Here is a 15,660-nt window from a genome sequence, read left to right as displayed (position 1 = left end):
TCAAAATATCAATAAAGGAAACTGTTAAAGCTATTCTCGGTGGGTTTTTGGAACCTATTTATACCCATTTTGATAAATACATCATTAAAAGCACGAGGAAAGGACAATGAAGTGACCCGATTTATGTTCCTAGGCATTTGCCTTGATTTCTTTTGTTTCCTGTGGCGGGTTTTAATTCCAAAATTCGGTTTCAACCTCGACAACATCATCCCACCTGCAAGTATGAATCAGCCCGTTCGTGTAGGAGCCGTTAAGGTTTTCAGCCAGAGCATTGTCAAGCATTGTCAAGCATTGTCATAGGAGTCGCCGACACTTCCGGTGGAAGCGGTAATGTCGTGCTGAGTAAGTCGCTCGTTGTAGACAACGCTGACGGACTGCGACCCGTGATCCTAATGGTAAATAAAACCTGTAACCTATTCAGCACACACGATCGCCAGGCTCAGAGCTTGCAGCGGCAACGCTTGAAGTGCGCATAGAATTTGATCACGCTCACCCATCGATACGTCGGGAGTAAACGTCGGTGACAAACGCGGCGTACACAAAGCCTTTCTTTGTGTGCACATACGTTATGTCGGCCACCCACAGGGGCTGTTCGGAACCTGGGCTTTGAATTAAGTTAGTGCACACCGCATTTTCCGCATACCGTAGGTACCGTGAGCATTCCGATAAATAGCATTACTACGTTCAACCAGCACGGCATCACGAAGGCGACGAGCACTTCATCCACGGGCCTTTGATTGGCGACAACCACGCGAAGTGACGAGCCCACCAGCTCGACTACCTTTCAACGTCTTAAAAGATTAACGCGACAGAGAAAGGCTTCCGGTATTCATCGATGAACCGGATCATTTCCGACGTTTTGACCTGGTTCCGACGCGAAAAAGCCGGGCCACTTCAGAAGCTCATTAGGGTCGCTTGGCTGTTGATTTTCACGGCATAGCCTCGCGTTTTCGGCCAAGAAGTCTTCAGACACAGGTTCTTGGATGTTTCCCGCACGACGGGCCTGCCAAAGTCCACTGACGAGCCGTGTGCGATGAAACCCCCAGTTTTCGAGCTACTGACTGGAACGCGGGGCATCGACATATTTTCCGCCAAGATGTAGTCTTCCACGCGACGGACCACACAGCCCTTCGCCTCCTGGTCAAATTTTCTTGGCATGTTCCAGATTTTCCCATCTACTCAAACGGAACAATACCTGGGACACTTCAATACCGAGTGTGACTGCAACTATTGATACTCAAGCTCGATGTGCATCTAAAAATGGGGCACGGAGCAAAAGGTGTCTGGAAAGAACTTTACGAGCCAAACACCATTTCGCTTGACACCCTAAAGGTACAATTTAACGCTCCCAAGGGGTGCTACTCCACGAGTATGCCACCATCATTTATTTCTCGCGGAAATAACGTTCCATCAATCAATGTGACTTTTACAGTAGCGATAGTTACTTGCGATGACGCTTCTTTTCCCCAAACACTATCGGGAACACAGAGGACATCTTTGCTACGCTCTTTTGCTTAAAAAAGTAGTTCAAAAGAGCGGCAACCAAAGAGAATCCCAAAATAGGAAAGAGCACCTTTTGCCAAAAACTCGTGGAGCTTCCGTCTGATGATCCCACAGATGAATTATCCGAAGAACCGTCGCGCATCCCGCCCCAACGAAACTCGATCCTGCCGCGGTCACCGTCACTAGGTACTGGAGCGAGCGTAAGAGTTTCAGTTACAACCGGAACCTCATCACTATTCGAATCGACAATGATTGTCTCAGTCTGGGTCGAGGTCGTTGTATGAGTTTCAACGTTTGTCGTGGTAGCCACATCGGTGTTGCTATCAGCAGGTTCTGTCTCAGTAACCGTGGAGGTGGTAGTTGTCGGTGTCTCATCCACTGTAATTACTGGAGTTAGCGTCAGTGTGGGTTCTTTGGTCGTTTCAACCACGGTGGACGGACGCGGAGCAGGCTCTTGTTCAACAACAGTAGTGGGCTCCGGCGTAACCGTAACATCTTCGATGAAAGTGGATTCCACGATCTCGGTCTCACCATTTTGGTGAGTGGTCACAACCGTAGTAACAGTCTCTGGAGTCTTGATGACAGTGTCGCCAGGCACGGTAGTTGTAACCGTCTCGGTCTCCTCAGTTGTTGTGCCCGCTTCGGTCGCATGTGTAGTTTCCGTAATTGTTACTGGTTCAGGATTAACAATTGTCGTGTCGGTGACAGTCACAGGGGCACCAGGCTCCGTTGTTGCAACAATCGAATCAATAGTAGATGTAACGGTCACAGTAGACGTCTCAGTCACAGAAGTGGTGGTGTTAACTGTAGTCGTCGACGGCTCTGCGGTTACGGTACTAGTCTGTGACGTCGCCGTTGTCGTTGCTTCTTCTGAAGTAGAGCTGACTGGAGTGGTATTCTCCGTCGTTGTTGGAACAGATTCAGGAACCAATTCTTGAAGGAAATCAGGCACATTTAGAATTCCTGCTCCAATAGGCTTTTCCGGATCCTGCTCAGAAAACGGAAGTGCCGTTTTTTGCAGCGCAGCAAGAACCTCTTCGTGAGTTACATCTGGCTTAGCCTGACGTGCAAGTGCTATGGCACCTGAAACAAGCGGTGTTGCTTGGGAAGTTCCCTGCAAAGGACCGTATCCCGGCCCTTCAGCTTCTTGCAAGCCTTTATCGACAGTAGAAAATATTTCCCACTCGTCAATTGGGTTAATGCTCCAACCGTCCTCATTTTCCCAGTCAACAGCCCAATTGTCTCCACCTGGGGCAGCAATTTCGACCTCGGGACCATAATTGGAGTAGGAAGCACGTTTACCAGAAGGCCCAGTAGAAGCTACGGTTATGAGCCCGTCACAGTTTCCCGGAGCCGTCCAATCTGCTCCGTCGTCTTTATTGCCAGCAGCAGCAACTAAGATTGCTCCATTATCTCTCGCTGTAGCGATTGCATCAGAGAAGGTTGCGTTGCAGCGAGACTGCGTTCCCAAAGACATATTAATTACCCCAGCCGGATTACGGTTGGTTTCCGCTCCCTGAACTTCACCGCCTGATGCCCAAACTATCGCGGCCGCAAAGTCAGCTGCTGTGCCGCCACATTTACCCATTACGCGCACGGGAAGTAGATTGGCTGCAGGGGCGGCACCGGACATTCCCTCAGAATTGTTAGTTGCTGCAGCAGCGATACCGGCTACGTGCGTGCCGTGCCAAGTTGAATCATACGCACCACCACAGCCTTCACTACCAGTGCGGTACATACCTTCGTCAGTGGGATCATTGTCACGCCCGTCACCGTCAGCGCCGAACTTCAAGGAAGGATCAGATATCATATCCCAGCCTTGGACAGTCTTGGAATCCAAATCTGGATGTTTTATCTGTCCAGTGTCTACGATCGCGATTGTTTGGTTTGAACCATCGAATCCCAAATCCCAAGCCCTATCGAAATCCGAGCTCCAGGTGCCTTCGATTGGCTCATACTCAACGTCATGCAATGCCCATTGTTTGGAATAAAGCTCATCATTGGGGGCTGCCATCGGGGCAATCCATTGGTCGGCTTCGACATGCTCCACGCGAACGTCTGCGGCAAGAGCCTCCATAAATTTCTTGGCTTCTGACTCAGTTAGATCGCGGTTAGTTGTCACCAAAACTACATTATTAAAGCCCAGACCCGGCTCTTCAACTTTCAGATCCTCATCTACAGCCGCGCCCGCACGCGAAAAAGTTTGAGCGCGGTCAGTCGAACTGATCGATTCAAACTGATTTTCCTTGAGGTGGACCAAAAACCGATGATTACCAATTGGTGTATCGGTTTCCATGTGGTAGTCAATCTTGTTGGCGATTACTGCACGGTTTGATTCAATATAAGCATTCTGCGCATTAGCAGGAACGACAAAAGTTCCTAAGGAAACCGCAAGCGCAGAAGCAACCGCAGTAATGCGGTTACTTTTAGTTCTCTTATTTAGAAGCATAGGGATAAAACCTTTCTTTGGGCTAACCACTAGCGGAAGAGTCCGCGAAAGTTCTTAGTTAGCGGCCAAGACATGAAATTATGAAGGTTCGGCAGCACAATGGCGAGGATTCCCAGAAGGATTGCGAATGGTGCAAAAGCGGTGGCTTTGCTGGAGCCATCAACGATCTTCTCAATCTCGTCATCGGAACTGCCCGTGCTAGAAGAATCATCTTGGACTGGAGACATGGTGACTGTGGTAGTCACTGCATCTATTGGCATTCGATTTTCATCTACGACCAAAGTCTCTGTAGCCTTCGCAGTCGTGGTGACGTCAACGGTAGTGCTTACTGTTGACGGTGCTTGGCTTTCGGTCGATGCGGGGATGGTCACTGTCACCGTCTCGGTAATCGGAGATACTGAGTTCGTTTCAGTCACTGGAGCCAACGTGACGGTCTCTTGAGCATCTGTAACAGTGGTTGTAACAGGTTCTTGTGGTTGTGCAGAAGCCTTCGAAGTCACAGTTTCCTGGGGTAGCGTTGTCAGGTTTGTCGAGGTAACTTTCACTGTCTCTGTTACATCAGGCCCTACTACGACAGACGTTCTGGTCTCCGTAACTGGCTCAGCAATCACTGTCACGGGCGCAGCGCTTTCTGTCATGGTCTCTCGCACCGTTGAGGTCTCGTTTGGCCTGCTTGCGACGACTGTTTTAGTTTCAGTGATCTCTGATGGTTCGGCTATCTCAGTTTCAGTAACGGTCACCTGCTCACCAGGTGCGACGTCGGTAACGACAATTTCTCGGGTAGTAGTTTCTATCGCAGTTTCAGTGTTTGTCACAGTCGCGGTTGCGATAGCTGTTTCCGTAACGGGTTCCGGCGTCTCCGTCACGATGATTTCATCAGTCGGAGCCAACTCTGAAGTACTTGGAGATGTCTCCAGCATAACTTCTTCAATCGCTGCCTTCGCATCAACAATGCCGGCGCCCATTTCGACTGGTTGGTCACGAGTAAAAGGTTTCGCGGTCTTTTGCAATGCTGAGCGGAGATCATCAGTCGACAGGGTCGAATTAGCTTCTAGCATCATTGCCGCAATGCCCGCAACCATCGGTGTTGCCATGGAGGTACCGTCGTATGGGGCATAATTAGGTTCCCCCTGAGTTGTCTTACCAGAGTTGAGTGTTGACCAGATGCCACGGTTTGGATCGTGTGCCTTTTCCAGATTTTCATCGATATACCACTGGTCTCCACCGGGGGCGGAAAGATCAACTTCTCCACCATGGTTCGAATAGGAAGACTTGTTACCGTCAGAATTTGACGAAGCAATAGTAATAACACCCTCACACGAAGCTGGCTCGAACAAGAATGTGTCCTGATTGGAGTTACCCGCAGAGACAAAAATCCGTGCCCCTTGAGCATTAGCTTTGTCAATTGCATTTTGGTATGTGGGGCTACAAATCTGTCCGCCGCCACCCAGGGATAAATTCAAAATGTCTGCTGGATGTTCGTTAGCTGGAACACCGTCCACGGGAACTCCCGCTGCCCAGGCTAGAGCATCAGCAATATCAGACGTAGGTCCACCACATTTGGACAAAGCACGTATTGGAACGATACTCGCATTTTTCGCAACACCCGGAATGCCATCTGAGTTCCACGTTGCCCCAATGATGCCGGCCACGTGCGTGCCATGCCATGTAGAATCGCGCCCCTCCTGCTTGCGACACTCTCCCGCTTGGAACCAGTCACCCTCGTCATTCGGATTGCCATCGCGACCATCACCATCGCGAGCATTAGTTGCACTAGATACAAAATCGTAGCCAGAGTTCGGTAGCACGTTCTGTGTAAGATCAGGATGTGACGTGATACCTGAATCGATCACTGCCACAGTCACTCCGTCGCCGGTGTAGCCCAGATCCCAAGCAGCTTCGACATTCGCGCCCCAGTTTGAAATATCACGCATATTCCACATGGCGGGGTATAATTCATCGACTGGTTTATCGATATGGGCTTCATTCCAAGTGTCTATCTGCACATACGCAACTCCGGGCTTAGATTGCACTTCATTAATAAAAGCAGCCGCCTCATGTGCCCCCAGTGGACGGTTCATCTTTACTACAGAGGAGCCATCATACATTTGCCGGAGTTCATTAGCTTCAACCTTTAGGTTTTCGGCAGCTGAGGCGAATACGCTTGTCCGCTTTGAATCAGAAGCCGCTGCCAGTCCGGTATCGGGCTGAGACCCGTCAAAACCAACAATAAAACGATCCACCCCCGCCTCATCTACAGGAAGAGAGGAGGCAGCAACAGTTGGCGGCGGATCTTGAGAGCCAACGCCTTCTTGTGCGGTTACTGGGACCTGCACCGCTGTCAGGGGGACAATGATTGAAGCAAGGAGCGCGCTCAGCTTCCTCTTACTGCGCTTTGAAATCATGAGAGTTTTCCATTCATCTTTAAAACCATTCAATGAATCCACTAACACACTTAATAACAACGGTCTGGGTGTCATCATGAAAAATGGCAGAATATAACAAACACCTGAATTCTAACTGAATCTAGGGGGTAAGGAAACTTAAGCGCGAAACCATTTCGTATTCAAGATACTTTTTGAACTTTTCGGCATTGCAGCACTTTCACAGGTAAATTATCCGCCCCTACCTCAACCTGCACATTACCCCTGCAGCTACCAATTGGCGCTCGAATATACCGCTCGGTGAATACGCATTATTTACAGAGCGGGACTAAAAGTGAATTGCGTCATATTCTCTAAAGTTAGGCATAGATACCAGGTTCTGCACTACAAACTCGAATTAAAAAAGACGTTAACAAGACAGAGTGTCTTGTTAACGTCTTTTTATATTGACCGCGAAAGAGTGTGCGCGGTCGTCAAACAATTAGAAACTGAACTCCTCATCCAGCGGGACAGAAGCACCGGTGAATTCACCGAAGCCATCATCGCCATAGATGGAGTCACCATAGGTCGGAATGGAGTACGCAGCATTGCGCGCAGCCTCGGTCGGCTTAACCGAGATGTTGCGGTAACGCGAGATACCCGTACCGGCCGGAATGAGCTTACCGATGATGACGTTCTCCTTGAGGCCGATGAGCTTATCGGACCGCTTGTTGATTGCGGCGTCGGTAAGCACACGCGTGGTCTCCTGGAAGGACGCGGCGGACAGCCAAGACTCGGTAGCCAGCGAGGCCTTGGTGATGCCCATGATCTCCGAGCGGAGCTCGGCTGGGGCGCCACCCTCAGCGACCTGCGTTGCGTTGACCTGCTTGGCCTCGGAGAGGTCAACCAGGGTGCCCGGCAGGAACTCGGTGGTCCCCGAGTCGATGACGGTGCCGCGGCGCAGCATCTGGCGGATGATGATCTCGATGTGCTTGTCGTGGATAGCCACACCCTGGGTGCGGTACACGGCCTGCACTTCGTCGATCAGGTGCTTCTCGACGCCGCGGCGGCCCAGGACCTCCAGGACGTCGTGCGGGTCAGCAGCACCGCGCATGAGGCGATCGCCGGTGGCAACGTGGTCGCCATCCTTGAGCGAGCGCTCAATCATGGCGTCCGGGTTGGACTCCATCGGACGACGCACCTGAGCCAGGCCCTGGCGCTTAGACAGCTTCTCGTAGACCACGTTGTCCGAACCATCGTCCGGGGTGATGGTCAGGGTCCAGAAGTTGCCCTCGTCGGACAGGGACACGGTGCCATCCACGGACGCGATCGGAGCGCGGTTCTTCGGGTTACGAGCCTCGAAGAGCTCCTGGACACGCGGCAGACCACCGGTAATGTCGCCACCGACACCACCCTGGTGGAAGGTACGCATGGTCAGCTGGGTACCCGGCTCACCAATGGACTGGGCAGCGACGATGCCGACGGCCTCGCCGATGTCCACCAGGTGGCCAGATGCCATGGACTTGCCGTAGCACTTCGCACAGACGCCCGCCGGGGTCTGGCAGGTCAGCACCGAGCGCACCTTGATGTCGGTGATGCCAGCTGCGACCAGCTTGTCGGTGAGTTCCTCAGTGAGATCCGCACCGGCCTCGGCGACAACGTTGCCCTCGGAATCCTTGACGTCGGAAGCCACAACACGGCCAGACGCAGAGGTCTCCCACAGGTCGTGACGCTCGAAGACGCCCTCGCTGACCTCTTCGCCGATCGGGACGCGCACACCCAGGCGGGTGCCACAGTCCTCTTCGCGGACGATGACATCCTGCGCGACGTCGACAAGACGACGGGTGAGGTAACCGGAATCTGCGGTACGCAGCGCGGTATCGGCCAGACCCTTTCGGGAGCCGTGGGAGTTGTTGAAGTACTCCAGAACCGACAGGCCCTCGCGGAAGGAGGTCTTAATCGGACGGGTGATGTAGTCACCCTTGGAGTTCACAACCATGCCCTTCATACCGGCCAGAGTCCAGATCTGACGCATGTTACCGGCAGCACCGGACTTCACGATCATCGGAATTGGGTTGTCGTCGGGGTACATGTCCTCGACGGCCGTACCCACGGTGTCCGTGGCGTCTTTCCAGAGCTCAACCAGGCGGTCGTAGCGCTCACGCTCGGTCAGCGCACCCTGCTCCCAGTACTTGCGCTCGATGCGCTCGGCTTCCTTCTCGTAGGATTCCAGCACCTCGGTCTTGTTCGGGAGAACCAGAACGTCGTCCATGGTGATGGTCACGCCGGAACGGGTTGCCCAGTAGAAACCGGCATCCTTCATCTTGTCCAGCACCTGAGCCACGGTGATCATCGGGTACTTGTTGGCCAAGTCATTGATGACGTCGCCAAGCAGGACCTTGTTGGAGCCGCCACCCTTACGGACCATGACGCCCTCAAGGTACGGGTAGTTCCACGGCAGCAGCTCGTTAAACATGATGCGGCCCAGGGTGGTGTCAGCCATCCAGATCTGACCCTTCTCCCAACCGTCAGGGAACTGCTCCGCCTCGATCTCCTCTGGCGGACGCAGGTGAGAGAGGCGGACCTTGATCGGTGCCTGCATGCCCAGCACGCCGCGGTCGCGAGCCATGATGGCCTCGGCATAGGACGAGTACACGCCCTGTGCGATGCCGTTGTCGTCGGCAGGCTTGTAGCCGCCCTGGCCGCCGACCTCGTCCTCAGTCTTATCCATGGTGAGGAAGTACAGGCCGGTCACCATGTCCAGACGCGGCATAGCCAGCGGCTTACCGGACGCCGGGGACAGAATGTTGTTGGAAGACAGCATCAGCACGCGGGCCTCAGCCTGAGCCTCGGCGGACAGCGGCAGGTGGACTGCCATCTGATCACCGTCGAAGTCAGCATTGAACGCCTCACACGCCAGCGGGTGCAGCTGGATAGCCTTACCCTCAACGAGCTTCGGCTCGAAGGCCTGGATGCCCAGGCGGTGCAGGGTCGGTGCGCGGTTCAGCAACACTGGGTGCTCGGAAATTGCCTCTTCCAGCACGTCCCACACCTCAGGGCGCTGACGCTCCACCATGCGCTTGGCGGACTTGATGTTCTGCGCGTAGTCGTTTTCCACCAGGCGCTTCATGACGAACGGCTTGAACAGCTCGAGGGCCATGAGCTTCGGCAGACCACACTCGTGCAGCTTGAGCTGCGGACCCACGATAATCACGGAACGACCGGAGTAGTCCACGCGCTTACCCAGCAGGTTCTGACGGAAACGACCCTGCTTGCCCTTGAGCAAGTCAGACAGCGACTTCAGCGGGCGGTTGCCCGGACCGGAGACCGGGCGGCCGCGACGGCCGTTGTCGAACAGGGCGTCCACGGACTCCTGCAGCATGCGCTTCTCGTTGTTCACGATGATCTCTGGTGCGCCCAGGTCGATCATGCGCTTGAGGCGGTTGTTGCGGTTGATCACGCGACGGTAGAGGTCGTTGAGGTCGGAGGTCGCGAAGCGGCCACCGTCCAGCTGCACCATCGGGCGCAGCTCCGGCGGGATCACCGGGATGCAATCCAGCACCATGCCGGCTGGATCGTTGCCGGAGCGCTGGAAGGCAGCAACGACCTTCAGGCGCTTCAGCGCACGCATCTTCTTCTGGCCCTTGCCGTTGTTGATGATCTCGCGCAGTTCCTCGGCCTCGGCGTCCAGGTCGAAGCCACGGATGAGGGTCTGGATGGCTTCAGCACCCATGCCGCCGGTGAAGTAGTCCTCGTACCGATCCACGAGCTCTTCGTAGATGGACTCGTCGATGATCATCTGCTTCGGAGCGAGCTTGAGGAAGGTGTTCCAAATCTCGTCCAGGCGGGCGACCTCGCGCTCGCCGCGCTCGCGGATGTGCTGCATCTCCTTGTCCGCAGCGTTCTGCACCTTGCGGCGGGCGTCGGCCTTGGCGCCGGCGGCCTCCAGCTCGGCCAGGTCGGCCTCGAGCTTGGCGGCGCGCTCAGCGATCTCGGCGTTGGCGTCGTCTTCAACTTCCTTCTTCTCCAGGAGCATCTCGGCTTCCAGAGTGGACTGGTCGTTGTGGCGAGCCTCTTCATCCACGCTGGTGATGATGTTCGCAGCGAAGTAGATGATGCGCTCTAGATCCTTCGGAGCAAGGTCCAGAAGGTAGCCCAGGCGGGACGGAACGCCCTTGAAGTACCAGATGTGAGTCACCGGAGCGGCGAGCTCGATGTGGCCCATGCGCTCACGACGCACCTTGGACTTGGTCACCTCGACACCACAGCGCTCACAGATGATGCCCTTGTAGCGGACGCGCTTGTACTTACCACAAGCACACTCCCAGTCGCGGGTAGGACCGAAGATGCGCTCGCAGAACAGGCCGTCCTTCTCCGGCTTCAGGGTGCGGTAGTTGATGGTCTCCGGCTTCTTAACCTCGCCCTTGGACCAACGGCGGATGTCGTCGGCAGTGGCAAGGCCGATGCGAAGCTCGTCGAAGAGGTTTACGTCAAACACGTAAATTCCCTTTCACCCTCTCATTAGAGGGATTGTTAGCTAAAAAATGTGTTGGTTACAGGCGGGTTTTAAGCGATGTTGTCCGCTGCTGCGGACTCATCACGGGACAGGTTGATGCCCAGCGAGGAGCCGGACTCCATGTCATCGTCATCCGAACCGGACAGCTCCATCGGAGTGCCATCCGTGGAGAGGACCTCCACGTTGAGGCACAGGGACTGCAGCTCCTTGAGCAACACCTTGAAGGACTCCGGGATGCCCGGATCCGGGATGTTGTCGCCCTTAACGATGGCCTCGTAGACCTTCACACGGCCGACGACATCGTCAGACTTGATGGTGAGCAGCTCCTGCAGAGTGTAGGCAGCGCCGTAAGCCTGCATTGCCCACACCTCCATCTCGCCGAAGCGCTGGCCACCGAACTGTGCCTTACCCCCCAACGGCTGCTGGGTAATCATGGAGTAAGGACCAGTGGAACGAGCGTGAATCTTCTCGTCGATGAGGTGGTGCAGCTTGAGCATGTACATGTAGCCGATGGAGATCGGGTACGCGTAAGGCTCGCCCGAGCGGCCGTCGAACAGCTGGGTCTTGCCGTGCTCGTCAATCATGACGTCACCATCGCGGTTCGGTTTCGAGGAAGCCAGCAGGCGGGACAGTTCTTCGTTGGTAGCGCCGTCGAACACTGGGGTGGCGGTGAGCGAGTTAGCCGGGACGTCGTAAAGCTCCTCAGGCAGGGTCTTCAGAATCTCAGCGTTCTTCGGATCCTCGGTGTCGATCTTCCAACCCGTGTGAGCCAGCCAGCCCAGGTGGATCTCCAAGACCTGACCGATGTTCATACGACGCGGCACGCCGTGGGTGTTCAGGATGACGTCCACCGGGGTGCCGTCGGCCATGAATGGCATATCCTCAGGCGGCAGGATCTTGCCCACAACACCCTTGTTGCCGTGGCGGCCAGCAAGCTTGTCGCCGTCCTGGATCTTGCGCTTCTGAGCCACGTAGACGCGGATCATTTCGTTCACGCCCGGAGCCAGATCGTCATCGTCCTCGCGGGAGAAGCGGGCAACGCCGATGACCTTGCCGTTTTCGCCGTGCGGCACCTTCATGGAGGTGTCGCGGACCTCGCGGGCCTTCTCACCGAAGATGGCGCGCAGAAGGCGCTCCTCCGGGGTCAGCTCGGTCTCGCCCTTCGGGGTGACCTTACCCACCAGGATGTCGCCCGCGCGGACGTCGGCGCCAATGCGCACGATGCCGCGGTCGTCAAGATCACGGAGCACGTCTTCGGAGACGTTCGGGATCTCGCGGGTGATTTCCTCGGCGCCCAGCTTGGTGTCGCGGGCATCGATCTCGTGCTCCTCAATGTGCACGGAGGTCAGGATGTCCTGCTCCACAATGGACTGGTTGAGGATGATGGCATCCTCGTAGTTGTGGCCTTCCCATGGCATGAACGCCACGAGCAAGTTGCGGCCAAGCGACATCTCACCATTGTGGGTACCCGGGCCGTCGGCCAGCACCTGGCCGGCCTCGACGCGGTCGCCAACGTTGACCAGAGGGGTCTGGTTGTAGTTGGTACCCTGGTTGGTGCGCTCGAACTTGCGCAGCATGTAGGTGTCGCGGATGCCCTCGTCGTCCATGATGGTGATCATGTCGGCGGACACGTTCTCCACGACGCCGGCCTTCGGGGTGATGACCAAGTCACCAGCGTCGTAGGCAGCGCGCTGCTCCATGCCGGTGCCCACGAAAGGTGCCTCGGAACGTACCAGCGGCACAGCCTGGCGCTGCATGTTCGCGCCCATCAGGGCACGGTTAGCGTCGTCGTGCTCCAGGAACGGAATCATGGCGGTTGCCACGGACACCATCTGACGCGGGGACACGTCGACGTAGTCCACACCGGAAGCATCGGTCACGCCGATGTCGCCGGCCTTGAGACGGACCTCGATGCGGTCGCCGATGATGGTTCCGTCGGCGTCCTGCTCCACCTCAGCCTGCGCGATGGAGAAACGATCCTCTTCGTCAGCGGTCAGGTATTCAACCTGGTCAGTGACCTTGCCGTCCACAACCTTGCGGTACGGGGTCTCGATGAAACCGAAAGAGTTCACGCGGGCGTAGGATGCCAGCGAGCCGATCAGACCAATGTTCGGGCCCTCGGGAGTCTCAATCGGGCACATACGGCCGTAGTGGGACGGGTGAACATCTCGGACCTCAATGCCGGCACGCTCACGGGACAGACCGCCCGGGCCCAACGCGGACAGGCGGCGCTTGTGAGTCAGGCCGGACAGGGAGTTGTTGTGGTCCATGAACTGCGACAACTGCGAGGTACCGAAGAACTCGCGGATGGCAGCGGACACCGGACGGACGTTAATCAACGACGTCGGGGTGATGGACTCAGCGTCCTGGGTGGTCATGCGCTCGCGCACGACGCGCTCCATGCGGGACAGGCCCACGCGGACCTGGTTCTGAATGAGCTCACCCACGGTGCGGAGACGACGGTTACCAAAGTGGTCGATGTCGTCGGTGTTGATCGGAATCATCTCACCGTTAGGAGCCTTCATCTCGTACTCGCCAACGTGCAGGCGAACGAGGTACTCCAGGGTGGTGGCGATGTCCTCTTCGGTGAGGGTCATCAGACCCTCGTGGTCGCCGCCCAAGCCCAGCTTGCGGTTGACCTTGTAACGGCCCACCTTCGCCAGGTCATAGCGCTTCGCACGGAAGAAGGAGTTGTCCAGCAGGGACTGCGCGAGGTCGCGAGTCGGCTGCTCACCCGGGCGCTGCTTGCGGTAGATCTCCAGCAACGCCTCATCGGTGTTGGCCACGCCATCGGAGTCGAGGGTGGCCATCATCAGCTCGGAGAAGCCGAAACGATCGCGGATCTGCTCCTCAGTCCAACCCAGGGCCTTCAGCAGAACCGTCACCGGCTGGCGACGCTTACGGTCAATACGGACACCTACGGTGTCGCGCTTATCGACGTCGAATTCCAGCCACGCACCGCGCGACGGAATGACCTTCACAGAGTGCAGCGGGCGCTCCGTGGACTTATCAATAGTCTGGTCAAAGTAGACGCCTGGGGAACGAACCAGCTGGGAGACGACAACACGCTCGGTGCCGTTCACGATGAACGTGCCCTTATCCGTCATCATCGGGAAGTCACCGATGAAGACAGTCTGGGACTTAATCTCCTGGGTTTCGTTGTTGATGAACTCTGCGGTCACGTACAGCGGCGCGGAGTAGTTGATGTCCTTCTCTTTGCACTCATCGACGGTGTTCTTCACCGGCTCGAAGCGCGGCTCGGACAGCGACAGGCTCATGTTGCCTGAGTAGTCCTGAATGGGGGACAACTCGTCGAGGATGTCCTCCAAGCCACTGGTGATGCGCGCATCTGCACCACGTTCTTCGGCCTGACGCTCACGCCACTCGGGCGTGCCGACGAGCCATGCAAAGGAGTCAAGTTGTAAGTCAAGAAGACCCGGAACGGTAATCGGTTCGCTGATCTTCGCGAACGAGTATCGCTTCGGGGCTCCAGGGATATTGGCCACTGACTTGGTCTGGCGGGAGACTGCCAAGATGGGTCCTTCCAGCACCTCACGCGGATCACTTTCCGCTCTGGCTTACGGAAAGCAAAACCGCTGGTAAATTTAGCATTCGGTCTGCTGTGGAGATCGCGGGTCCAGATAGCACAAAATCACCTTGTCAAGTCGGCTTTTCCATCACCGCCTGAAAAGGCTAAATGTGCCTGAAATTCACGATTCCAGCGCAACGAATGAGCTTATACCATCTACCTACGCTTTGCAAGGCGAGCGAATACACCAAAAGTGCCCGCTAGTCCAATCGCGGCGAGCAGCGCTCCCATCGCCACCATAACCCATCGGACAGTGTTTGCAAGCTCCGCCTCGGGGAAATCTTCCGCCGCGGCCAAGAGCTCCGCCGTATCTTCCTCGCTCATCGAGCCCTCGAACTTCAGCGCCGTGGCCTTGCGCTCCCCCTTATCGTCGCCGTAGTAGTCGTCGATTGTTACATCGGCGTCGACAAGCAAGCCCGTCTGTTGGTCAACAAACAGGTCCCGCTGTGCGGAGTGGTACAAAAAGGCTTCCTTGGCGTCCTCCCCCTCGCCTATCGACGCCGTGTTCCCCAGCGCCGGATACAGCTTGGCGACGTTCGTCGGCGCAATCTCTTGCCGGTAGCGATACACCGTGCGCCCCTCCCACTGCAGTTCCTCCTGGAACACCGCCTCGGACGCCTTGCGCAGCGTCACGTCAAAGACCGGGTAGTTGGTCTTCTCAGCGTCCATCGGGAACTTCAACCAGTAGCCATCAACGGCCACGTTATCCACCGGGGTGGCCGGGGTGTGCGACAGCTTCGCCTCATCCAGCGCCTGACCCGTGACACGATCCAGCGTGAAGCTCCACACACCGGCGCTCAACAAGTTCTCGCCCTTCGCCGGATCCTCGCCGCGCATGACAGTGCGCCCGATGCGCACCGCGGTGGCGTCCATGTCCGCGGGCGGGCGGATATCCATGTGCGTCTGGATAGCAAGTGGCCCCTCGTAGTCGTCGCTACCTTTCGCGCTCGTGACACGGGCCTTGCCCGACTCGTCCCGCAGCGTCCAGGTGGTGGCCGCCAAGTCCAACGGCAGTCGCGCGTCCACGCTAATAAAGCGCGGCATGACCAGCCCCGCCACCAGCAGGGCGACGCCGAGGCCAAACACCAGCGCGGCAAAGATTCGGGACTTGGGCAACATGAGTGGGTATTTTACCGCCCCACCGCCGCGGACCAGCGCCACAACACTCCCCTGCGGCACGTACCACTCCCTTATTCAGTCCACACAGTGGCATGAACAGCAAAATCCCGGCCCCTCCGCA

The 15,660-nt window shown here is 56.4% G+C and carries 5 protein-coding genes; all 5 read right to left on the bottom strand.

What is annotated here, in order from left to right:
- Nucleotides 1–1,441: 1,441 nt before the first annotated feature.
- The 5 genes from H0194_RS07320 to pgfA all read right to left on the bottom strand — a co-directional run bounded on the left by H0194_RS07320 (nucleotide 1,442) and on the right by pgfA (nucleotide 15,539).
- The gene (locus H0194_RS07320) at nucleotides 1,442–3,952 is read right to left on the bottom strand and encodes a S8 family peptidase (protein WP_185175277.1); all 2,511 of its coding nucleotides are present in this window, start codon (nucleotides 3,950–3,952) and stop codon (nucleotides 1,442–1,444) included.
- A 29-nt stretch (nucleotides 3,953–3,981) separates the two neighbouring features.
- Nucleotides 3,982–6,435: a S8 family peptidase gene (locus H0194_RS07315; protein WP_185175276.1), complete on the bottom strand. Its 2,454-nt coding sequence runs from the start codon at nucleotides 6,433–6,435 to the stop codon at nucleotides 3,982–3,984.
- Nucleotides 6,436–6,817: 382 nt separating this feature from the next.
- A complete protein-coding gene (locus H0194_RS07310) occupies nucleotides 6,818–10,813 on the bottom strand; it encodes a DNA-directed RNA polymerase subunit beta' (RefSeq protein ID WP_185175275.1) in 3,996 nt (1,331 codons plus the stop codon).
- A gap of 68 nt (nucleotides 10,814–10,881) precedes the next feature.
- Nucleotides 10,882–14,382, bottom strand: a complete 3,501-nt coding sequence (gene rpoB, locus H0194_RS07305; RefSeq protein ID WP_185175274.1) for a DNA-directed RNA polymerase subunit beta — start codon at nucleotides 14,380–14,382, stop codon at nucleotides 10,882–10,884.
- A 194-nt stretch (nucleotides 14,383–14,576) separates the two neighbouring features.
- Nucleotides 14,577–15,539, bottom strand: a complete 963-nt coding sequence (pgfA, locus tag H0194_RS07300) for a cell envelope lipid trafficking protein PgfA (RefSeq protein ID WP_185175273.1) — start codon at nucleotides 15,537–15,539, stop codon at nucleotides 14,577–14,579.
- Nucleotides 15,540–15,660 lie beyond the last annotated feature (121 nt).

Source organism: Corynebacterium incognita (genome assembly GCF_014217255.1).
GTDB classification, from domain to species: Bacteria; Actinomycetota; Actinomycetes; order Mycobacteriales; family Mycobacteriaceae; genus Corynebacterium; species Corynebacterium incognitum.
This window is presented reverse-complemented; position numbering and strand designations above follow the sequence as displayed.

What these genes read in the sequence shown, in the direction of transcription:
- H0194_RS07320 (WP_185175277.1), bottom strand. Translation starts at nt 3,952, where the DNA reads ATGCTTCTAAATAAGAGAACTAAAAGTAACCGCATTACTGCGGTTGCT.
- H0194_RS07315 (WP_185175276.1), bottom strand. Translation starts at nt 6,435, where the DNA reads ATGATGACACCCAGACCGTTGTTATTAAGTGTGTTAGTGGATTCATTG.
- pgfA (WP_185175273.1), bottom strand. Translation starts at nt 15,539, where the DNA reads ATGTTGCCCAAGTCCCGAATCTTTGCCGCGCTGGTGTTTGGCCTCGGC.